This is a genomic window from Salinifilum ghardaiensis (genome assembly GCF_054491345.1).
The window spans coordinates 3,909,404-3,929,640 of the sequence record NZ_CM137101.1; the positions used below are offsets into that span (position 1 = coordinate 3,909,404).

Annotated in this window: 20 protein-coding genes and 1 riboswitch; of the genes, 7 read left to right on the forward strand and 13 right to left on the reverse strand. The window is 74.0% G+C overall.

The features are described from left to right. Window positions 1–76 precede the first annotated feature (76 nt). The 7 genes from ACVGV0_RS17810 to rimP all read right to left on the reverse strand — a co-directional run bounded on the left by ACVGV0_RS17810 (window position 77) and on the right by rimP (window position 7,251). Complete coding sequence (locus ACVGV0_RS17810) at window positions 77–1,099, reverse strand: DHH family phosphoesterase (protein WP_459160050.1); 1,023 nt, start codon at window positions 1,097–1,099, stop codon at window positions 77–79. A gap of 73 nt (window positions 1,100–1,172) precedes the next feature. Further along, window positions 1,173–1,691: a 30S ribosome-binding factor RbfA gene (gene rbfA / locus ACVGV0_RS17815; protein ID WP_459156825.1), complete on the reverse strand. Its 519-nt coding sequence runs from the start codon at window positions 1,689–1,691 to the stop codon at window positions 1,173–1,175. Between the two features lie 43 nt (window positions 1,692–1,734). Beyond that, window positions 1,735–2,028, reverse strand: a complete 294-nt coding sequence (locus tag ACVGV0_RS17820; protein ID WP_459156826.1) for a DUF503 domain-containing protein — start codon at window positions 2,026–2,028, stop codon at window positions 1,735–1,737. 72 nt (window positions 2,029–2,100) lie between these two features. Continuing rightward, window positions 2,101–5,106 carry a translation initiation factor IF-2 gene (gene infB, locus ACVGV0_RS17825; protein ID WP_459156827.1) on the reverse strand — a complete coding sequence of 1,002 codons (3,006 nt, stop codon included), beginning with the start codon at window positions 5,104–5,106 and terminating at the stop codon, window positions 2,101–2,103. Window positions 5,107–5,198: 92 nt separating this feature from the next. After that, the gene (locus ACVGV0_RS17830) at window positions 5,199–5,573 is read right to left on the reverse strand and encodes a YlxR family protein (protein ID WP_459156828.1); all 375 of its coding nucleotides are present in this window, start codon (window positions 5,571–5,573) and stop codon (window positions 5,199–5,201) included. Window positions 5,574–5,617: 44 nt separating this feature from the next. Continuing rightward, window positions 5,618–6,697, reverse strand: coding sequence for a transcription termination factor NusA (nusA, locus tag ACVGV0_RS17835; protein ID WP_459156829.1), 1,080 nt, complete (start codon window positions 6,695–6,697; stop codon window positions 5,618–5,620). Further along, window positions 6,694–7,251, reverse strand: coding sequence for a ribosome maturation factor RimP (gene rimP / locus ACVGV0_RS17840; RefSeq protein WP_459156830.1), 558 nt, complete (start codon window positions 7,249–7,251; stop codon window positions 6,694–6,696). Before rimP ends, nusA begins: the two co-directional genes overlap by 4 nt. Window positions 7,252–7,539: 288 nt before the next feature. Here rimP and ACVGV0_RS17845 point away from each other — a divergent pair, with 288 nt between their 5' ends. Continuing rightward, complete coding sequence (locus ACVGV0_RS17845) at window positions 7,540–8,040, forward strand: hypothetical protein (RefSeq protein ID WP_459156831.1); 501 nt, start codon at window positions 7,540–7,542, stop codon at window positions 8,038–8,040. Then, window positions 8,037–8,501, forward strand: a complete 465-nt coding sequence (locus tag ACVGV0_RS17850; RefSeq protein WP_459156832.1) for a DUF4439 domain-containing protein — start codon at window positions 8,037–8,039, stop codon at window positions 8,499–8,501. Before ACVGV0_RS17845 ends, ACVGV0_RS17850 begins: the two co-directional genes overlap by 4 nt. A gap of 121 nt (window positions 8,502–8,622) precedes the next feature. Here the strand turns inward: ACVGV0_RS17850 and ACVGV0_RS17855 are convergent, their stop codons facing one another. Both ACVGV0_RS17855 and ACVGV0_RS17860 read right to left on the reverse strand, forming a co-directional pair. Next, window positions 8,623–9,813, reverse strand: coding sequence for a hypothetical protein (locus ACVGV0_RS17855; RefSeq protein WP_459156833.1), 1,191 nt, complete (start codon window positions 9,811–9,813; stop codon window positions 8,623–8,625). Between the two features lie 117 nt (window positions 9,814–9,930). Continuing rightward, window positions 9,931–10,956: an aminotransferase class V-fold PLP-dependent enzyme gene (locus ACVGV0_RS17860; RefSeq protein ID WP_459156834.1), complete on the reverse strand. Its 1,026-nt coding sequence runs from the start codon at window positions 10,954–10,956 to the stop codon at window positions 9,931–9,933. Between the two features lie 125 nt (window positions 10,957–11,081). Here ACVGV0_RS17860 and ACVGV0_RS17865 point away from each other — a divergent pair, with 125 nt between their 5' ends. After that, the gene (locus tag ACVGV0_RS17865) at window positions 11,082–11,492 is read left to right on the forward strand and encodes a secondary thiamine-phosphate synthase enzyme YjbQ (protein WP_459156835.1); all 411 of its coding nucleotides are present in this window, start codon (window positions 11,082–11,084) and stop codon (window positions 11,490–11,492) included. 94 nt (window positions 11,493–11,586) lie between these two features. Continuing rightward, on the forward strand, window positions 11,587–12,285 hold the full coding sequence (locus tag ACVGV0_RS17870; protein WP_459156836.1) for an HAD family hydrolase: 699 nt from the start codon (window positions 11,587–11,589) through the stop codon (window positions 12,283–12,285). Between the two features lie 197 nt (window positions 12,286–12,482). Here the strand turns inward: ACVGV0_RS17870 and ACVGV0_RS17875 are convergent, their stop codons facing one another. After that, window positions 12,483–14,225, reverse strand: a complete 1,743-nt coding sequence (locus ACVGV0_RS17875; RefSeq protein WP_459156837.1) for a proline--tRNA ligase — start codon at window positions 14,223–14,225, stop codon at window positions 12,483–12,485. 143 nt (window positions 14,226–14,368) lie between these two features. Between ACVGV0_RS17875 and ACVGV0_RS17880 the strand changes: the two genes are divergently transcribed. Both ACVGV0_RS17880 and yaaA read left to right on the forward strand, forming a co-directional pair. Next, complete coding sequence (locus tag ACVGV0_RS17880; RefSeq protein ID WP_459156838.1) at window positions 14,369–15,676, forward strand: cytochrome P450; 1,308 nt, start codon at window positions 14,369–14,371, stop codon at window positions 15,674–15,676. Window positions 15,677–15,731: 55 nt separating this feature from the next. Beyond that, window positions 15,732–16,472, forward strand: coding sequence for a peroxide stress protein YaaA (gene yaaA, locus ACVGV0_RS17885; protein WP_459156839.1), 741 nt, complete (start codon window positions 15,732–15,734; stop codon window positions 16,470–16,472). A gap of 81 nt (window positions 16,473–16,553) precedes the next feature. Here yaaA and cobA read toward each other — a convergent pair whose 3' ends face one another. Genes cobA through ACVGV0_RS17900 form a run of 3 tightly spaced genes read right to left on the reverse strand, consistent with a single transcriptional unit; the run spans window position 16,554 to window position 19,287 of the window. Beyond that, a complete protein-coding gene (gene cobA / locus ACVGV0_RS17890; RefSeq protein ID WP_459156840.1) occupies window positions 16,554–17,774 on the reverse strand; it encodes a uroporphyrinogen-III C-methyltransferase in 1,221 nt (406 codons plus the stop codon). Beyond that, window positions 17,758–18,666: a sirohydrochlorin chelatase gene (locus tag ACVGV0_RS17895; RefSeq protein WP_459156841.1), complete on the reverse strand. Its 909-nt coding sequence runs from the start codon at window positions 18,664–18,666 to the stop codon at window positions 17,758–17,760. Before ACVGV0_RS17895 ends, cobA begins: the two co-directional genes overlap by 17 nt. Before the next feature lie 18 nt (window positions 18,667–18,684). Next, window positions 18,685–19,287 carry a precorrin-8X methylmutase gene (locus ACVGV0_RS17900; protein WP_459156842.1) on the reverse strand — a complete coding sequence of 201 codons (603 nt, stop codon included), beginning with the start codon at window positions 19,285–19,287 and terminating at the stop codon, window positions 18,685–18,687. Between the two features lie 309 nt (window positions 19,288–19,596). Further along, window positions 19,597–19,727: riboswitch (cobalamin riboswitch) on the reverse strand. A gap of 188 nt (window positions 19,728–19,915) precedes the next feature. On the opposite strand from ACVGV0_RS17900, the gene ACVGV0_RS17905 reads away from it, so the two are divergent. Continuing rightward, window positions 19,916–20,185: a DUF1876 domain-containing protein gene (locus ACVGV0_RS17905; protein WP_459156843.1), complete on the forward strand. Its 270-nt coding sequence runs from the start codon at window positions 19,916–19,918 to the stop codon at window positions 20,183–20,185. Window positions 20,186–20,237 lie beyond the last annotated feature (52 nt).

Consider the following 20,237-nt stretch of genomic DNA (forward strand, 5'->3'; position numbering starts at 1 on the left):
GGCGCTCCCGCCCCGGCGGCAGCATCCCCCCGCACCGCCCCCGCGGGGCTGGCGCTCGCGCAGTGGGCTCCGGACCTCACCCCAGTCGCGGTGCCCGCTCCAGGGCCGCGCGCAGCCGCCGCAGCACCTCGGCCCGCGAGCCCTCCATGGTGAACCCGGAGGCGAACCGGTGACCGCCCCCACCGCAGGTGCGCGCCGCGTGGGCCACGTCGAGCGCGCTGTCCGCGCGCAGCGAGACCATCCAGCGGTCGTCCCCGATCTCCTTGAGCACCGCCGCGACCTCGGCCTCCTCGGCGCAGCGCAGCAGGTCGACCACGCTGTCCACGTCGGAGCCGTGCATCCCCTCAGCCGCCGAGCGGAGGACCGCGGAGTGCACCAGCCCGCACCCCTGCGCCGCGGTCGGCTCGAGCTCGGCGCCGGCCAGCACGTCGGAGAGCATGCCCAACCAGCGGTAGGGGTGGTTGTCCATGAGCGCGCGGGTCGTGGCGGCCGGATCCACGCCGGCCTCAAGCAACCGCGCCGCCACCCGGTGCGCTTGCGCACCGGCGTTGCGGAAGCCGCGGGTGTCGGTCACGAGCCCGGCGTAGACGCAGCGCGCGCGCGGCTCGTCGAGCGGGAATCCCAGCGCGTCCAGCACGCGCAGCGCGAGCAGCGACGTGGACTCGGCGCGGTCCTCGACCACGTGGACCGTGCCGTGGACCGCGTTGCCCGCGTGGTGGTCGATGACGAGCACGTCACCGCCGGTTTCGCGGGTCGCCCGGACGCGATCGGCGAGCGCGCCGAGCCGGTGCTCGGCGCCCGTGTCGCAGACGACCAGGGTGGGCGGCGCGGCCGGGACCTGCTCCGCGGGCACCACGACGCCATCGGTGTCCAGCGCCAGCAGCGCGGGTGCGAGCTCGTTGACCGCGTCGAACGAGACCCGCACCGTCCGGTGGGGGGCCTGCAGCGCGCCGGCCAGGGCGAGCGCGCTGCCGAGCGCGTCCGCGTCCGGGTTGAGGTGCCCGAGCAGCGTGACATCGGACGCGCCGCGCAGCACGCGGGCGGCCGCGACCACCGCCCGCTCCACGTCGTCCGCTGCGGCCGGCGGATGCCCGCTCAGCCCGCTCACAGCGTCACCTCCAGGGTGGGGTCACCTCCGTGCCACTCCACCTCACCGGAGAGCGGGCCGAACCTCAACCTTCCTGTGAGGGTTCCCGCTCCGCCTGCGCTTGCTCAGCAGCCTGCGCCTGCTCGGCGGCGGCCTCCGCCTCCTCGGACTCGGCCTCCTCGGTCTCCTCCTCCGAGCGGTACGGGTCCGCATCGCCCGCGGGGCTGGCGGTCGAGGCCAACCGCGCCACTTCGGCGTCCGCCTCCTTCGCCTGCGCCAGCAGCTCGTCCAGGCGCTTCGCCTGAGCCGGCACCTCGTCGGCCACGAACGTCAGAGTCGGGGTGAACCGCACCCCGGTCTGCTGCCCCACGCGGGACCGCAGCACCCCCGTGGCGCGGGAGAGCCCCGCGGCGGCACCGGAGTAGTCCGCCTCCTCACCGAAGACCGTGTAGTACACGGTGGCGTCCCGCAGGTCCGGTGTCAGCTTCGCGTCGGTGATCGTCACCCTCGCCAGCCGGGGGTCCTTCACCCGGTGCTCCAGCTCGGAGGCCACGATCTGGGCGATGCGCTTGGCGAGTCTGCGGGCGCGCGCCCTGTCGGCCACGGCGCACCTCCTTCGTGAGAAATGCTGAATTCACTGCGAATGGTCAGTCCTCGGGTCCGAGCATGCGCTGCCGCACCGCGAGCAGGTCGAGCTCGGGCCGCGCCGCGACCAGCCGCTCGCACGCTTCGAGCACCTCGTGCACGTGCCCGGCGTCCGCGGCCACGGCGGCGATGCCGAGCTCGGCGCGGCGGTAGAGCCGCTGATTGCCCGTTTCCGCCGCTGCGACGTCGAAACGCCTGCGCAGCTCAGCCAGAACTGGCCGCACGGCCGAGCGCTTCTGCTTCAGCGACCGGACGTCGCCGAACAGGACATCGAGTTCGAGGGCTCCGACGAACATGACGGCATCCCGGGGACGGGTCGAACAGGACTCGGGGGTCACCGGCAGCCCCGGTGACCCCCGACCGCTGGATCAGGTGCGCGGCTTCTCGCGCATCTCGTAGGTCTCGATGATGTCGCCCACCTTGATGTCGTTGAACGACCCCAGGGTGAGACCGCACTCGAACCCGTCGCGCACCTCGGTCGCGTCGTCCTTGTACCGCTTGAGCGAGTTGACCGTGAGGTTCTCGGTAACCACCACGTTGTCCCGCAGCAGGCGGGCCTTCGCGTTCCGCCGCATGATGCCGTCCGACACCATGCAGCCGGCGATCGTGCCCACCTTGGACGACTTGAAGGTCTCGCGGACCTCCGCGTGGCCGAGCTGCGCCTCCTCGTACTCGGGCTTGAGCATGCCCTTGAGGGCCTGCTCGATGTCCTCGGTCGCCCGGTAGATCACCGAGTAGTACCGGATCTCCACGCCCTCGCGGTTGGCGACCTCGGCGGCCTTGCCCTCCGCCCGGACGTTGAAGCCCAGCACGATCGTGTTCTCGGCCGTGGCGAGGTTGATGTCGCTCTCGGTGATGCCGCCGACGCCGCGGTGGATCACCCGGAGCTGGACCTCGTCGCTCACGTCGAGCTTGTTCAGGGACTCCTCCAGCGCCTCGACGGTACCGGAGTTGTCGCCCTTGACGATCAGGTTCAGCTGGCTGGTCTCCTTCAGCACCTTGTCCAGGTCCTCCAGGCTGACCCGCTTGCGGTTGGCGGCGTTCTGCGCCTCCCGGATCCGGGCGACCCGGCGGTCGGCGATCTGCCGCGCCACCCGGTCCTCCTCCACGACCAGGAACGTGTCCCCGGCCCGCGGGACGGAGGTGAACCCGATCACCTGGACCGGGCGCGCCGGCGCCGCCTCGCGGACGTCGTCCTCCTTCTCGTCGGTCATGCGCCGCACGCGGCCGTAGGCGCCGCCGGCGACGATGGAGTCCCCGACGCGGAGAGTTCCACGCTGCACCAGCACGCTCGCCATCGGACCGCGGCCCCGGTCGAGGTGGGCCTCGATGGCCACGCCCTGCGCCGGCAGCTTCGGGTTCGCCCGCAGGTCCAGCGTGGCGTCCGCGGTCAGCAGGATCGCCTCGAGCAGCGACTCGATGTTCTCGCCCTGCTTGGCCGAGATCTCCACGAACATCGTCGAGCCGCCGAACTCCTCGGCCACCAGCCCGTACTCGGTCAGCTGCTGCCGCACCTTGGACGGGTTCGCACCGGGCACGTCGACCTTGTTGACCGCGACCACGATCGGCACCTCGGCGGCCTGGGCGTGGTTGATCGCCTCGACCGTCTGCGGCATCACGCCGTCGTCGGCGGCCACCACGAGCACCGCGATGTCCGTCGCCTTCGCACCGCGGGCACGCATGGCGGTGAACGCCTCGTGGCCCGGGGTGTCGATGAACGTGATCGGCCGCGGGTTGCCCTCGAGCTCGCTGAGGACCTGGTAGGCGCCGATGTGCTGGGTGATGCCGCCGGCTTCGCGCGTCTGCACGTCGCTGCGGCGGATCGTGTCCAGCAGGCGCGTCTTGCCGTGGTCGACGTGACCCATGACCGTGACCACCGGCGGCCGGTGCTGCAGGTCCTCCTCGGAGCTGCCCGGATCGCCGAAGTTCACGTCGAAGGACTCGAGCAGCTCCCGGTCCTCGTCCTCGGGGCTGACGATCTCGACCTTGTAGTTCATCTCCTGGCCGAGCAGCTCGAGCACGTCCTCGGAGACGGACTGGGTCGCGGTGACCATCTCGCCCAGGTGGAACATGGCCTGGACCAGGGCCGCCGGGTTCGCGTTGATCTTCTCGGCGAAGTCGGTCAGCGAAGCACCGCGGCGCAGGCGCACGGGCTCACCGTGCCCGCGCGGCAGGCGCACGCCGCCCACCGACGGCGCCTGCATGTTCTCCATGTACTCCTGGCGCTTCTGGCGCTTCGACTTGCGACCGCGCTTGCTCGGGCCGCCCGGCTTGCCGAAGGCACCCGCGGCACCGCCGCGACCGCGGCCGCCGCCACCGCCTGGGCGACCGCGGAAACCACCGCCGCCGCCGCCACTGCTGGGCGGACCGCCGGCCGGGGCACCGCCGCCACCGCGCCCGGGACCGCCGCGGCCACCGCCGCCACCGCCGGGACCGCTGCGACCGCCGCCACCGCGGCCGCCGCCACCGCGGCCGCCGCCGGTGCTGGCACCGCCGCCGCGCGGCGGGCGGGGCGGCATCATGCCCGGGTTCGGGCGCGAGGGCATCATGCCCGGGTTCGGACGCGAACCGCCCTCGGACTTCGACTCGGAACCGGCAGCGGGAGCCGTGTTCTCCTGCTGCTGGCCGCCGCCCTGCTGACCGCCCTGCTGGCCGCCGCCCTGCTGGGGCTTGCCGCCGCCCTGGCCGCCTTGCCGCTGGCCGCCGCGGCCACCGCGGCCGCCGCCCTGGCCGCCGCCACCGCCGCGCTGCTGCGGCGCGCCGCTGCCGACGCCGAACGGGTTGTTGCCGACGCGCGGCGGACGCGGCCCCGGCTTGGGCGCCTGCGGCTTCGGCGGCACCACGCCGGCCTCACCGTCACCGCCCTGGGACTGCCCGGACTTCGGGCCGGGCTTGGGCGCCTGCTTGCGGCCCTTGTTGTCCTGCTGCTCGGTCTTGCCGCCGTCCTGGGCAGCGGGCTTGGAGCCCTGCTTCGGACCGGGCTTGGGGCCCGGCTTCGGCGCGGGCTTGGCCTGCTCCTGCCCCGCCGAGGCAGCGGGCTGCTCGGACGGGGACTGCTGCTCGGACGCGGGCTGCTTGGGGCCGGGCTTGGGCGCCAGGTCCGACGGCTTCGGCGGGGTCGACTTCGTCGCGCCGTCCCCGGTTCCCTGACCGGCCTCGGCCGCTTGCTGCGTCGCCTTGCCCGATGCCGCCTTCTTGCCGCCTCCGGAATCGGAGGGACCGAACGCGTCCCGCAGCCGCCGGGCCACCGGGGCCTCCACCGTCGACGACGCCGACTTGACGTACTCGCCTTGCTCCGCGAGCTTGTTCAGTACTTCCTTGCTGGTGACACCGAGCTCCTTGGCGAGCTCGTGTACGCGGGCCTTGCCTGCCACTGCTCTCCTCGTCTGGGTGAGGCCGGGCGGCAGTCCCGCACGACCTCGTCCTATCGCCGATGCGCGTTCATGGCTTCAGCTTCACGGCTGATTCATGACGGGTCGACCTGCTTTCTGTCCGTCGCCTGGCGCGGGGATCTCCCCACGTCGGTCACACGATGAGTCGCCCGCCCGAGGCGGGTGCTCAGGTGCTCCCGCACCGCCGACGCGTCGACGGCACCTCGCACCCGCAACGCCCGGGAGAACGCCTTGCGGCGCTCCGCACGTTGCAAACAGTCAGGATCGGGGTGCAACCACGCTCCTCGACCCGAATGCCGACGTCGTGGATCGGGAACGGCGACCACTCCGGCACCGCCGCTCTCCGCCACCACTCGCAAGAGTGCATCAACCGACTCCCGGGAACGGCAACCCACACAGGTACGGACCGGCCCCGTCATCCGGTGGCCGGACCTGCCCGTGCGGATCATGCGCTCCCTCGTGTCGATCCTGCGGCGATTCTAACCCCTCGCACTCACTCCGCCGAACCCACGGTGGGCATCTCGTCCACGCCCGGGTCGAAGCTCGCCGCCTCGTCCGGCGTGACCGGGACCTGTCCCGCCGTCGTGGTCGGCGAGCTGGGGTCGGCATCGCTGCGGATGTCGATGCGCCACCCGGTCAACCGCGCGGCCAACCGCGCGTTCTGCCCTTCCTTGCCGATCGCCAGCGAGAGCTGGAAGTCCGGCACGATCACGCGCGCCGTCTTCGTCTGCTCGTCGACGACCTCCACCGAGACAACCTTCGCGGGCGACAGCGCATTCCCGACGAAGGCGGCCGGGTCCTGGGAGAAGTCGATGATGTCGATCTTCTCCTGCCCCAGCTCGCTCATGACGTTGCGCACACGCTGCCCCATCGGACCGATGCACGCGCCCTTGGCGTTGACCCCCTCGAGAGCGGAGCGCACCGCGATCTTCGAGCGGTGCCCCGCCTCCCGCGCCACCGAGGGGATCTCCACGGTGCCGTCGGCGATCTCCGGGACCTCCAACGCGAACAGCCGCCGAACCAGGTTCGGGTGCGTGCGCGAGAGGTTGATCTGCGGCCCCCGCGCGCTGCGCGAGACCCCGATCACGTAGCACTTGATCCGCGTGCCGTGCTCGTAGTTCTCCCCCGGCACCTGCTCGGCCGGCGGGATGACGCCTTCGCTCTCGCCGAACTCGACGACGACCATGCCGCGCGAGTTCGCCCGCGCGTCGCGCTGGATCACACCACCGAGGATCTCTCCCTCCTTGGTGGAGAACTCGCCGTAGGTCTTCTCGTGCTCGGCGTCCCGCAACCGCTGCAGGATGACCTGCCGGGCGGTCGTGGCCGCGATGCGGCCGAAGCCCTCCGGGGTGTCGTCCCACTCCTCCGCGACGGAACCGTCCGGGGCCAGGCTGTGCGCGATCACCCGGACGATGCCGGTCTTGCGGTCCACCTCCACGCGGGCATGCGGCTGGTGCCCCTCCGTGTGCCGGTATGCGGTCAGCAGTGCTGATTCGATTGCTTGCAGGACCGTTTCGAACGGGATGTCCTTGTCCCGCTCGATCGCCCGCAGCGCCGCGATGTCGACGTTCACCTCGACTCCTCCGTGTCCTCCCGGTCGTCCCCGTGCCCGGAAACGCCGCCCGCAGCCCGCTCGAGTTCTGCCAGTTCCTGCGCCGGTGGCTGCTGGAATTCCACCTCGACCACCGCGCGCTCAACCTCACGGTAAGCCACCCGGCGCACGCTCCCGCCAACCAGCACCGACGCACCCTCGTCATCGGCTTCGCCGACACGCGCAGTGAACGACTCGCCACTCGTCAGGGTGATGCTGACCAGGCGGTACCGGGCGCGCCGCCAGTGGCGCGCGCGGGTGAGCGGCCGGTCCACCCCCGGGGAGGTCACCTCGAGGGTGTACGAACCGGTGAGCACGTGCTCGTACCCGTCCAACACCTTCGACACCGCGCGGGAGACCTCGGAAATCGCGTCGGTCCCCACTCCGCCGTCGGCGTCGACGACGACCTTGATCAGCTTGCGGCGGCCCGCGGGCTGGACGTCGAGCTCCTCCAGGTCGAAGCCCATCGCCGCCACCGCTTCGGCGACCACGGGCTCCAGCTGCGCAGTGACCGCACCACTCGGCGGGCTGGACACGTCGGGCACTCCTCGGTTTCGTCATCGGGCCTCGGCGAGACCCCGGGGGCTGCGGGTGCGTTCGCGGCGCTGACGTTCCCCGCCCGGTCGGCGCCACGCCGGCGGAACGCGGAACTCACGACCAGTGCTGCACGTGCCGGCCGCGGGCGCCCAGCGTAGCGCGTCGCCCGGTGGCGCGGCGCGCCGCGGGACCCGTCCGTCGACGTGTGGCCGTCCAGTGTCGACGAATCGCCGTTGCGGTTCCCCTCGACCGATCACCGCCGAGCGGCGCTGGCACGATGGAACCTCGTGAACGTTCCCCCGCGCTCCCCGGGACAGCCCGACCGCCGGGGCGTCCTGCGCGCCGCCGCCGCCCTGCCCGCGGTCGTGCTCGGCGCCTCCGCCGCGGCGACCGGCTGCTCCGGCGAGGACGAACCCGACCCGCTGCTCCCCCTCGCCGAGGCCGCGAAGTCCGACGCCGCGCTCGCCCGGGCCCTCGGCGAGCGCCACTCCGAGCTCGCCGCGGCTGCGGCGGAAGTCGCCGACGCGCGCAGCGCGCACGCCCGCGCCCTGCGGCGCGAGATCGAGCGGGTGCACCCGCCCGAGGCCGACGCACCGCCGACGCTGCCGGACGTGCCCGCGCCCGAGGTGTCCGCCGACGCCGCGACCGGGCGGCAGCGGTTGCGCCGGGAGCTCGAACGCGCCCGCGACCGGGCGGCCGAGTTCGTCCCGAACGCGCCGTCGAACCGCGCCGGTCTGGCCGGGTCCGTCTCGGCCAGCTGCGCGAGCCTGCTGGAGGTGCTGACGTGAGCCGACCGTCCGACCGGGCCGCCCTGTCCGACAGGGCAGCTCGGGCCCTGCGCAGCGCCCTGGAGGCCGAGCACGCCGCGGTGTGGCTGTACGGCCTCGCCCGGGCGCACGTCACCGACCGGTCCGCGGCCGAGGCCGTCGACGAGGCCTTCGACGAGCACGAGCGGATGCGCAACACCGCCGACCGCGCCCTGCGGCGCTCCGGGGAGAAGGCCCCTCCCCCCGCCCTGGCCTACGACGTGGGCGGTGACGTCGGCGACCAGACCTCGGCGATCCGCGCGGCCCTGCTCGTCGAACGCGACTGCCAGGTCGGATGGCGCTCGGTGCTGGAGAACACCGACTCGCCTGAGCTGCGCCGCACCGCCCTGGACGGGCTCACCACCGCGGCCACCCGCACCACGCGCTGGCGGCTGGCGCTCGGCCGCTCCCCGGCGGCACCGGAGTTCCCCGGCCAGCCGTAGCGGGTCCGCGGACTGACCGACGGGGGCGGGCGGCCGGGAGGAACCTCCGACGGCGCCTCGCCCCGGGATCCCCGAGCTCGGGGAGCGACGGCCAACAGCAGCCGGGAAGATCGCCGCGGGCTCACCCCTGGTCGCGGTCCTGGGGCCAGCCGAGCCGCAGCGCCTCGCCGGTCACGTCCAGCAGGCGCGGATCGTCCTTCGGGGTGTCCCCGTCCATGTAGGCGGAGTCGCCGATGACCACGAGCTCGCCCTGCTGCTGCGAACCGTAGGCCTTGTCGTTGAGCCCCGGCAGGTCGCCGTGGGTCTCCATGCCCTCGTCGACCAGGTCCTTGATGTTGCCGGTGGCGTCCCGGGTGAGCAGCCGGTCCAGCTGAGCGGCCTGCTGCTCGTCGTGCATGAGCACCGTGACCACGGTGGTCACGACCCGGTCGCCGTTGGGCAGCGTCGTCGTGTACAGCGCACGCGTGCGGTGCACGCACTCGTTCCGCCCGAAGAACTCGGCGATCCGGGCCGTCGACACCTGGGCGCAGCCGGGCAACCAGCCTTCCTTCTGCAGCATGTCGAACTGGTACTTCGTCCGCTGCTCGATCGGCTCCCCCCGGTCCTGCGCCCGCTCCTGCCCGGAGGGGCCGCCGAGACCGAACGCCCACCAGGCCGCGCCGGAGAGCAGGGCGACGCCGAGCAGCACCAGACCGCGCACCGCCCACGTCCACGCCGAGGAGCGGCGGGGGCTCGACGAGGGGCGGTGGGGGCTCGACGGCGCCTGCCGGGCCGTGCCGGGGTTCTGCCCGGCGCCGGGAGGCGGGCCGGGATGCGGGTTGCCGCGGATCGCCGGCACGGGCTGCTGCTGGGCGAGCGCCGTGCCGCCCGGCGCCTGCTGCGCCGGTGGCGGGGCGGGCGGCGCGGGCTGCACCGCGGGCGGCGGCCCCTGCGCAGGTGCGGCCGGAGGGCCCGCAGCGGGAGGCGCCGCGGGCTGCGGAGGGCCGGGCCGCTGGTCCTGCTGCGCGGGCGCCGGCGGCACCGCGGGGAACTGGTCGGTGTGCGGTTCCGCCTCCTCCGCACCGGCCGCGGGAGGCGTCCCGGCGGCCGGCTGCGCCGCGGCCGCACCGGCGCCGGCCGGTGGCGCAGACACCTCCGTCGCGTCCGCGGAGTCCGCACTCCCCTCCGCGGGCACCGCCTCCGATCCGGTTCCGCCGTCCGCATCCGCGGCGATCCGGGAGTTGTCCCGGCGCAACGGGGTGGTGTGCCGCTGCGCGCCCGCGTCCGGGTCCGCTGGGGAGGCCTCGCCCGCTCCACGTGGTGTTTCCGACACGGCAAACAACAGTAGCGGGGCCGGGCAACCGTCAGATCACGGTGTCAGCACCGCCACACGCCCACCGCGCCACCCCTGCAGCGGGTCGCCCGCGCTGCTACCGCCCGCGCAGGGCTGTCACCCGCGCAGGGCCCGGGCGGCCAGGTCCACGTCCTCGGCGGTGTTGTACAGGTGGAACGCCAGCCGCGCACCGCCCTGGCGCACCGAGGCCCGCACACCGGCCTCCTCCAGCCGCCGCCCGGCGTCCGGCCGGCGCACGCTCACGATCGCCGAATCGCCAGGTGGCATCTCCAGCGCGCTGCGCAGCCGGTTCGCCAGGCCGACGCAGTGCTCCGCGACCGCGGTGCGGTCCTGCCCGGCGAGCCAGCTCAGCGCCGCGCCCGCCCCGACGTGCGCCAGCCACACCGGGGAGAGGTCCAACCCCCGCGCTCCCGCCGCCAGCCGCAGCGGCAGTCCGTAGAGCGCTTCCGCCGGATCCTCCGCGGCGTACCAGTTGGCGTTGTGCGGCAGCAGGGCCGGCGCGTCCGGGTGCACGGCCATCCACGCGGCACCCCGCGGGGAGAGCAGCCACTTGTACCCGGCGGCGACGACCCAGTCGGCCCAGTCGAGCCCGAGCGGCATCCACCCGGCGGCCTGCGTGACGTCGAGCAGCACGCGGGTCCCGGACCGCCGCGCGGCGCGCAGCGCGGCCAGGTCCGCCACGCTCCCGTCGCGGGACTGCACCGCGCTGACCGCCACCAGGTCGTGCTGCGCGGCGTGCTCGCCGAGCCGTTCGAGCGGGACTTCACCGACCTGCACGCCGCGCTCGCGCTGCGCCGCGAACGGGAAGCCCACGCTGGTGAAATCGCCCTCGGCGAGCAGCACGCTGCTGCGGCCCGGCAGGCTCGCGGCGACCATCCCCACCAGCTGCGAGGCGGTCGCGCCGATCGCCACGTGCTCCGGGCGGGTCCCGACGAGCTCGGCGAAGGCCGCCCGCGCGGTGGCGACGGCGGTGTCGAAGTCCCCCGGTTCGGTGCGCCCGCAGCCCCAGTCCCCGACCGCCTCGCGCACCGCTCGCAGCGCCTCCGCGGGCGGGACGCCGATGCTGGCCGTGTTCACGTACCCGGTGGGGACGTCGAACAGCGCCCCGAACGCCTCGCGCATGCTCCGATCATGCCGGAGGGGTGGTGATCACCGCCACCTCGCGCGCGCCCCCGCGGCTTGGCGGTGGTGTTCCGGAAGACGCCTGGGCCCGGCCCCGCACCGCCCGGGCACCTACGGTGAGGGGCATGCACACCGATGTCATCGAGATCCGCACCGGCGACCGGGAGACCGTCCGCGACCTGAACCGCGAGTGCCAGGAGTTCCTGCGCTCGGCCCGGGCGGCCGACGGGCTGCTGCACGTGTGGGTGCCGCACGCGACGGCGGGGCTCGCGGTCATCGAGACCGGCGCGGGCAGCGAGGAGGACCTGCTGCGCGCGCTGCAGGACGTGCTGCCGAAGGACGAGCGCTGGCGGCACCGCCACGGCTCGCCCGGGCACGGCCGGGACCACGTGCTGCCCGCGTTCGTCCCGCCGTACGCCTCGGTGCCCGTGGTGGACGGGCGCATGGCGCTGGGCACGTGGCAGTCCGTGTGCCTCGTGGACACCAACGCGGACAACCCCGCGCGGAACGTGCGGCTGAGCTTCCTCGCCGGCTGACCGCCGCCCCGCGGACCGGCGGCGGGCGCTCGCAGCGGGGTCCGCCGGCGCGGTTCCGCGGGTACCGCGTCGGCGGCGGGACGCCGTTGGCAGGATGGCGCGGGTGAGCACGCAACGACTCCTGCTGTGGGACGTCGACCTGACGCTGGTCAACGTCCAGGGCTTCGGCACCCGCTGGTACACGCGCGCGCTGTCCGAAGTCGCCGGACGGCAACTGGAAGGCATGCCCGAGACCGCCGGTCGCACCGAACGGGCCATCGCCGCGGACGTGCTGCGGCTGCACGGCGCCCCGGTCACCGCGGAGGCGGTCGAGGCGATGTTCGCCGCGCTGACGCGGGCCGTGCTGGACACGCGGGAGGAGCTCGGCCGCGGCGGGCGCGCCCTCCCCGGAGCTGCCGCGCTGTTGGCCGAGCTCGCCGCCGCGGAGGGGCTGACGCAGAGCGTCGTGACCGGCAACCTGCCCGCGGTGGCCCGGAACAAGCTCGGCGCGTTCGAGCTCGACCGCCACGTGGACCTCGACATCGGCGGCTTCGGCAGCGACACCGAGCACCGGCGGGAGCTCGTCGCCGAGGCGGTGGCCAAGGCCGAGCACAAGCACGGGACGACCTACGCCGAGGTCTTCGTCGCCGGGGACACGCCGCACGACGTCACCGGCGCGCTGGCCTGCGGAGCCCGCCCGGTCGGCGTCGCCACGGGCGGCAGCAGCGCGGCGGACCTCAGGGCCGCGGGCGCCGAGGTCGTCCTCGACGACCTGACCGCTCCGGAACCGCTCCTGCGCGCCCTCTCCGACTGACTGCCCGCACCGCTGAGCACGCTCCGGCCGCCGCCTCGAGCACCTCACCCGAACGGGGTTCTGGGCATGTCGCGAGAAACGTGCGAACCGCAGCGCACGGGCCGCTCGGCCGCAGCGTCACCACGCTCGGCGTCACCGTGATCGGAGCAGCTGCTCCGGGCGTCCACCGCCCGGAGCGGCGAGACCTGGACCCGGGATCACCGGCCGAGGTCGGCGACGTGCCGAGCGGCCTCCTCCAGGGGGACCTCGGCGCGCTCGCCGCTGCGCCGGTCGCGCACCTCGACGACCCCGTTGGCCACGCCCTTGCCGACCACGAGGATCGTGGGCACGCCGACGAGTTCGGCGTCGGCGAACTTCACGCCCGGCGAGGCGGCGCGGTCGTCGAGGATCACCCGCACGCCCGCCTCGTCGAGTTCCGCGGCGAGGCGCTCGCCCGCCGACCACACGCTCTCGTCCTTGCCCGCGATGACGACGTGGACGTCGGCGGGGGCGACGGCGCGGGGCCAGACGAGCCCCTGCTCGTCGTGCGACTGCTCGGCGATGGCCGCGACGAGCCGCGAGATCCCGACACCGTAGGAGCCCATCGTGATCCGCTTCGGCTTGCCGTCCTGACCGAGCGCGTCGAGCTGCACCGCGTCGGAGTACTTGCGACCCAGCTGGAAGATGTGCCCGACCTCGATGCCGCGCGCGGCGCGCAGGACGCCCTTCCCGTCCGGGGACGGATCGCCCTCGCGGACGTCGGCGGCCTCGACGGTGCCGTCCGGGGTGAAGTCGCGCCCGCACACGAGGTCGACGACGTGGTGGTCGGGCTTGTCGGCACCGGTGGCCCAGGCGGTTCCGCTGACCACGCGCGGGTCGACGAGGTAGCGGACGTCGTTGTCCTGCAGGGCCTTCGGGCCGACGTAGCCCTTCACCAGGAACGGGTTGGCGGCGAAGTCCGCTTCCTCGAGCAGGGCGACCTCGGCGGGTTCGAGCGCGGCCTCGAGCCGCTTCAGGTCGACGTCGCGGTCGCCGGGCACGCCGACGGCGAGCAGCTGCCACTCCTCGGCGCCGGGCTGGCGGGTCTTGACGAGCACGTTCTTCAGCGTGTCCGCGGCGGTGAAGGCGCGGTCGGTGTGCTCGTTGAGGTGGTCGACGAGGGTGTCGATGGTGGGTGTGTCCGGCGTGTAGTGGACCTCGGCCGGCCGGCGGCCCGCGACGGGCAGCGGGTCCGGGGAGGGCGTGGTGACGGCCTCCACGTTGGCGGCGTAACCCGACTCGCTGCTGCGGACGAACGTGTCCTCGCCGGTCTCCGTCTCAGCGAGGAACTCCTCGGAGGCCGAACCTCCCATGGCGCCGGACATGGCATCGACGATCACGTAGCGCAGGCCCACCCGGTCGAAGATGCGGATGTAGGCCCCGCGGTGCAGCTGGTACGAGCGGGCGAGGCCCTCGTCGTCGAGGTCGAACGAGTACGAGTCCTTCATGACGAACTCGCGCCCGCGCAGGATGCCGGCCCGCGGCCTCTCCTCGTCGCGGTACTTCGTCTGCACCTGGTACAGCACCGCCGGGTAGTCCTTGTAGGAGCTGTACTCGCCCTTGACGGTGAGCGCGAACAGCTCCTCGTGCGTCGGGCCGAGCAGGTAGTCCCCGCCCTTGCGGTCCTTGAGCCGGAACAGCGCGGGGCCGTACTCGGTCCAGCGATTGCTGGCCTCGTAGGGCTCCTTCGGCAGCAGCGCGGGGAAGTGGATCTCCTGGCCACCGATGGCGTCCATCTCCTCGCGCACGATCTGCTCGACGTTGCGCAGCACCCGCAGCCCGAGCGGCAGCCACGAGTAGATCCCCGGCGCGACGCGGCGGACGTAGCCGGCGCGGACGAGCAGCTTGTGGCTCGGCACCTCGGCGTCGGCCGGATCCTCGCGCAGGGTACGCAGGAACAACGTCGACATCCTCGTGATCACGGCTGCTCGCTCTCGACGGGGTTTGAAATCCGACACCGGAAGCGTAGCGACCCGCCGTTCGGAGGTGCGCAAAGCCCCCGACGGCGGCTTGCCGGCGGCCGCGCGGGGCGGTACTCCGGGGAGGAGCCCCACGGAGGTGCCGCATGCCCGTCGACGAAAGCGTTCGCAGCACCGCCCGCGAGCTCGGCCTGCGCGCGCAGCTGGTGGCCTACGGCGCGGCCGGGTGGGCGCAGGCCCGGCTCGGCGAGCCGGTGGCGCGCCTGCTGCACCGGCCGTGGCGGGACGACCCGTACCCGGTGTACCGCACGCTGCGGCGGCGCGGGCCGTTGGTGCGCAGCCGCCTGGGCATGTGGGTGGCGTCCACGCACGGGATGTGCGACGCGGTGCTGCGCGACGGCCGCTTCGGTGTGCGCACCGCGGAAGGCGCCGCGTCCCAGCCGTTCGCCGATGAGCTGGGCCAGGACCTGTCGCTGCTGGAGCTCGACCCGCCCGACCACGCGCGGCTGCGCCGGCTGGTCGCGCCCGCCTTCCGGCCGCGCCGGCTCGAGACCTACCGGGAACGCATCACCCGCGTTGCCGAGGACCTGGTGGATGCGGCCCGTCGGCGGGGCGAGTTCGACCTGATCCGGGACTTCGCCGCGCCGCTGCCCATCGCCGTGATCCAGGAGCTGCTGGGAGTGCCGCCGTTGGACGCCGAGCGGCTGGCCCGGCACGGACGCGTGCTCGGCGGTGCGCTGGACGGTGTGCGGTCGGTGCGCCAGTTGCGGCGGCTGCGGGAGTCGACCGCCGCGCTGGCGCAGCTGTTCGACGGAGTGATCGCGCAGCGCCGCGCCGAGCCCACCGAGGACGTGCTCGGGGACCTGGTGCGCGCCACCGACGAGCAGCGGCTCACGGGCGCTGAACTGGTGGGGCTGTGCAACCTGCTGCTCGTGGCGGGTTTCGAGACCACTGTGAACCTGATCGGCAACGGCACGGCCGCGCTGCTGGACCACCCGGAGCAGTGGGAGCGGCTGTGCGCGGAGCCGCAGCGCGCGCCCGCCGCGGTGGAGGAGACGCTGCGCTGGGACGCCCCGGTGCAGGCGACGGTTCGGGTGGCGCACGAGCCGGTCGAGCTGGGCGGGTGTGCGCTGCCGGTGAACGGCACGGTGCTCGTGCTGCTCGGTTCTGCGGGCCGCGACCCGCGGCAGCACGCCGAGGCGGAGCGCTTCGACATCACCCGCCGCGACCGCGGGGAACACCTGGCCTTCGCCGGCGGCCGGCACTACTGCCTGGGAGCTCCGCTGGCCCGGTTGGAGGGTGAGGTCGCGTTGCGGACCCTGGCGATGCGGTTGCCGGACCTGCGGCGGGCGGGACCGGTGCGCCATCGCGCGAGCTCGATCATCCACGGCCTGTCCGCGCTGCCGGTGCGCGCCGGAGGCGCCAGCCGGTCCACCACCGCCGCGCGGACGTGACAGCCGGGCGCGCCCGCCGGACCGGTCGGTGCGTGCGGGCGCCTACCCTGGGGCCGTGCTCATCGTGCTGCCTCCCTCGGAGACGAAGACGACCGGCGGCGAGGGCGCTCCGCTCCAGCTGGAGTCCCTGTCGTTCCCGGAGCTGAACGACGCGCGCCGCGCGCTGGCCACCGAACTGTCCACATTGGCCGAAGACGTCCCGGCGAGCCTGTCCGCGCTCGGGATCTCCGAGCGCCAGGTGGACCAGGTGCGGTTGAACGCGGAGCTGTGGAAGGCCCCGACGGCGCCCGCGCTGGAGCGCTACACCGGCGTGCTCTACGACGCGCTCGACGTGCGCTCGCTGGACGGGCACGAGCGCGGCCGGGCCGACCGGCGCCTGGCCGTGGCCTCGGCGCTGTTCGGGCTGGTGCGCGGCACCGACGAGATCCCACCGTACCGGATGTCGGCCGATGCGCGGCTGCCCGGTGCGGGGAAGCTGCGGCCGGTGTGGCGCCCCGTGCTGGAGCCGGTGCTGGGCGGGCTGGACGAGCTCGTCGTCGACCTGCGCTCGGGCGCCTACGCCGCGCTGGCGCGCGTTCCCGCCGCCGCGGGTGTGCGCGTGCTCTCGGAGGACTCCCGCGGCGAGCGCAAGGTCGTCAGCCACCACAACAAGTCCTACAAGGGGCGCTTGGCGCGCAGCCTCGCCGCGACCGCCGCAGAACCCGCCACAGTGGACGACCTGCTGGACCTCGTGCGGTCGGACGGCTTCGCGGTGGAGCGCGAGGGGGAGCAGCGCTTCGCGCTCATCGTGCGGTGACGGGAAGTCCGGACTCGGCCGTCGCCCGGGCTCCGGGGGACGGCCGGGACCGCCGGGAGGAGCGGGACCCGCACTCGACCCTCACTTGAGCCCGGCCACGGGTCCGATGACGACGATCGCCGGCGGGGCCACGTCCGCATGCTCGACGTCCTCGGCGATCGCGCCGAGCGTGCTGCGCACCGTCCGCTGCCCCGGCATGGTTCCCTCCTGGATGACCGCCACCGGGGTGTCGGCCGGGCGCCCGTGCCGCAGCAGCACGTCGGCGAACGCGTCGAGCCGGCGCACCGCCATCATGAGCACGAGCGTGCCGCTCAGCCGCGCCAGTGCGGGCCAGTCCACCAGCGACTTCTCGTCGTCCGGGGGCACGTGGCCGGAGACGACGACCACCTCGTGCGCCACGCCGCGGTGGGTGACCGGCACGTCCGAGACCGCGGGGGCGGAGAACGCGCTGGTGATGCCGGGCACCACCGTCACCGGCACGCCCGCCTCGGTGCACGCCAGCAGCTCCTCGAAACCGCGGCCGAACACGTACGGGTCGCCGCCCTTGAGGCGCACCACGAACTTCCCGGCGCGGGCGCCGTCGATGAGCGTCCGGTTGATGACCTCCTGGTTCGCCGCCCGTCCGTACGGGATCTTGGAAGCGTCCACGACCTCGACGTGCGAGCCGAGCTCGTCGAGCAGCTCGCGCGGCGCCAGGTGGTCGGTGAGCACCATGTCGGCCTTGGCCAGCAGGCGCCGCCCGCGCACCGTGATGAGGTCGGGCGCGCCCGGCCCGCCGCCGACGAGCGCGACGCCGGGGGACGGCGGTTCCGCGTGCTCGTCGACGACGCCGGACTGCAGCGCCTCCACGAGGCCGTCGCGCACCGCCACCGACCGCCGGGGTTCGCCCCCTGCGAGCACCCCGAGCAGCAGCCCGTCGTGCTCGCCCACGGCGGGGGTGACGGCGCTGCCCGCGGGGGCGTCGTCGGCGCGCACGCAGAACACCCGGTTGCGCTCGGCTTCCGCGCCGACGGCTGCGTTGACCGCGTCGTCGGAGGCCGCCGCCACGGCGTACCACGCCTCGGCGAGGTCGCCCGCGGCGAAGGCGCGGCGCGTCCAGCGCACCTCGCCGCGATCGGCCATGGACTCCACGGCGGGGGTGGCCTCCGGTGCGATCACCTCGACCTCGGCCCCCGCGCCGACGAGCCGCGGCAGGCGCCGCTGCGCCACGGTGCCCGCGCCGACGACGACGACGCGTCGCCCGCGCAGGTCCAACCCGGCGAGGTAGTGGTGCTCTGTCGGTGTGTCAGTGCGCGTGCCCATGTGCGTGTCCGTGGCCATGACCTTGTCCGGTCGGATCGTCCGGGTGGTGGTGCGGTGTCTGCGGCTGGCCCAGCTTGTCCTCGAACCCGGGCAGCAGCACGCGATACGCGCAGGTATCGCAGTTCATCCGGATGTCGCCGTGCAGGGCCTCGTGGTAGCGCTCCACGACGAGGTCGGCCAGCGCGTCGGTGTTGCCCAGGTACCCGGCGACCCGGACATCGATGTCCGGATTCCGCTCGCCGTACTCGTGCGCCTGCGTCACGACCCGCTGCGGCAGCACTCCGTCGAAGAGGAAGTACGGCGCCACCACGACCCGTTTCGCACCCAGCCGGCGAGCGCGCTCCAGACCGCCGGGAACGTCCGGCGGTGCCAGCGAGATGAACGACGTCTCCACGGTGGCGAAACCGCCGGTTTCCTGCAAGAGCCGTGAGACCTTGGACACCTCGGAGTTCGCGTCCGGGTCGGTGGAGCCGCGGCCGACGAGGACGACGGCCGTGTCCGTCCACTCCGAACGGGGAACCTCCGCCTCGATGCGTTCGGACAGCACCGACAGCAGCGTCGGGTGGGGGCCGAGCGGGCGGCCGAAGACGTAGCGGGTGGCGGGGTTGCGCTTCACCTCGCGCTCCAGCGCGGCCGGGATGTCGCCCTTGCCGTGCCCGGCGGCGACGAGGACCAGTGGCACGGCGACCATTTCGGCGTGGCCGCGTTCGGCGAGGTCGTCCCACGCCTCGTTCACGGCGGGCGCGGACAGTTCGATGAACCCTCCGCCGACGTCGATCCCCGCGGCGGAGACGCGCTCGGCGACCCGCTGCGTGAACGCGCGGAACTCACCCACCCCGCCTTCGTCCACTGTGCCGTGTCCGACGAGCAGGAGTGGTCGCGGTCGATTCACTGGTTACCTCCGGATTCGTCAATCTTGCCAGTACAACAACGCGTTCACCGCAGCGGACGCGATGGCGGCACCGCCGCGCTCGGACAGCGTGCTCACCGCGGGAAGTCCGCTCCCGCGCAGCGCGGCCTTCGACTCGACGGCGCCGACGAAACCCACCGGCACCCCGATGACGAGCGCCGGGCGCACCTCGCCGCCGGCGGCCAACCGCAGCAGCTCGGTCAGCGCCGTGGGGGCGTTCCCGATGGCCCACACCGCACCGTCGGGAAAATCCCTTGCGGCGCAACGGATTCCCGCGGCCGATCGGGTTATTTCCGCCTGTCCGGCGGTTTCCGCCACCGACGGGTGGTCCAGGCCGACGCGCGAGTCGCGGGCGGTCACTCCCGCGGCGACCATGCGCACGTCGCAGACCAGCGGCGCGCCGCCCACGAGCGCGCGCCGACCCTGCTCAGCTGCGGACTCGGTGGTGACGACTTCGCCCACCCAGCTCGGATCGGCGGTGGTGTGCACCACGCGCTCCACGACGGCGCGCGCCAGCGGCGGGTGGTGCGCGAAATCGGCGCGCTGCCGCATGATGCGGTAGGACTCGGTTTCGATCGGATGCACTTTCCTGCGCACGGTCATCCTTCGCATGAGATCGGGCTCGGCGCGCCCGGCCGCTCCGCGCCGGGCGCGCGTTCGACTCCGCGGCGCGCCCGCTCCCCGGGACCGCGCCGGGGGCACCGGACGGCGGCGCGGGCGCGCTCGCCCGCGGTTGCGCGGGCACGCGCGCGCCACCGCGGCGCGCCGAACCGCACTCCGCAGCGCTGCGGCCGCGCTCGTCCGCGCGGCGGACGCAGCACGCGAGACATCGGTCCACGAACCTCCTGGGTTTCCCGCCCGAGGGGCCGGCGAGGGCGCCGCGCGCCGCGGTGCGGCGCGGGGTCGGTGCTGAGTCTCCTGACTCCCGGATCATCGCGAGCGCCGTCGGCCTTCCCGCCGTCTCCGGCCGTGGCCATTCCTGCGCGGCGCCCGCTCACCCGGTCACAGTGGGCGGGTCCGTCCCGGATTCGCACCGGGTTCCTCTGTCACCGACCGCCGCATCTTCGCCCGCGAACCCCGCGAGGTCAAACCCGGTGAATTCGATCACAGAGCGTGCAGGGGTCCGGTTCCACCCCGTGTGGGTGACGCGTCGGGTTCCGTTCCGCCAGCGCGACCTCCATCCTGGAGTCACCGTGGTGGCGCTCTGCCCAGCACGGCCCGGGAGGCGACCATGAACGAGACGCACACGATCACCCTCGATCTCCAAGTCGTCGAACAGGGTTCGAAGACGACGTGCGATGTCGGGTTCACCACGCCGAGCGGCCAGGTCGTACACGGCCACGGCACGGCGCGGCGGCATCCCGACGATCCCGAGGTCCCCCAGATCGGGGACGAAATCGCGACGGCCCGCGCGCTGTTCGAACTGGCGCACAAACTGCTGGACACGGCGGCGTCCGACATCGGCCAGCAGCTGAACCGCCGCGTGCGGCTGCCCGCCTGAGCGGGACGGCCCCGAGCGGGGCGGCGCGGCCGGGGCCGGAGAGCTCCCGGTC

Coding starts and splice junctions, on each gene's coding strand:
- ACVGV0_RS17880 (WP_459156838.1), top strand. CDS start 14,369: ATGCCCGTCGACGAAAGCGTTCGCAGCACCGCCCGCGAGCTCGGCCTG.
- ACVGV0_RS17900 (WP_459156842.1), bottom strand. CDS start 19,287: ATGACCGTGCGCAGGAAAGTGCATCCGATCGAAACCGAGTCCTACCGC.
- ACVGV0_RS17830 (WP_459156828.1), bottom strand. CDS start 5,573: ATGATCCGCACGGGCAGGTCCGGCCACCGGATGACGGGGCCGGTCCGT.
- cobA (WP_459156840.1), bottom strand. CDS start 17,774: ATGGGCACGCGCACTGACACACCGACAGAGCACCACTACCTCGCCGGG.
- ACVGV0_RS17870 (WP_459156836.1), top strand. CDS start 11,587: ATGGCGCGGGTGAGCACGCAACGACTCCTGCTGTGGGACGTCGACCTG.
- ACVGV0_RS17905 (WP_459156843.1), top strand. CDS start 19,916: ATGAACGAGACGCACACGATCACCCTCGATCTCCAAGTCGTCGAACAG.
- ACVGV0_RS17860 (WP_459156834.1), bottom strand. CDS start 10,956: ATGCGCGAGGCGTTCGGGGCGCTGTTCGACGTCCCCACCGGGTACGTG.
- ACVGV0_RS17820 (WP_459156826.1), bottom strand. CDS start 2,028: ATGTTCGTCGGAGCCCTCGAACTCGATGTCCTGTTCGGCGACGTCCGG.
- ACVGV0_RS17865 (WP_459156835.1), top strand. CDS start 11,082: ATGCACACCGATGTCATCGAGATCCGCACCGGCGACCGGGAGACCGTC.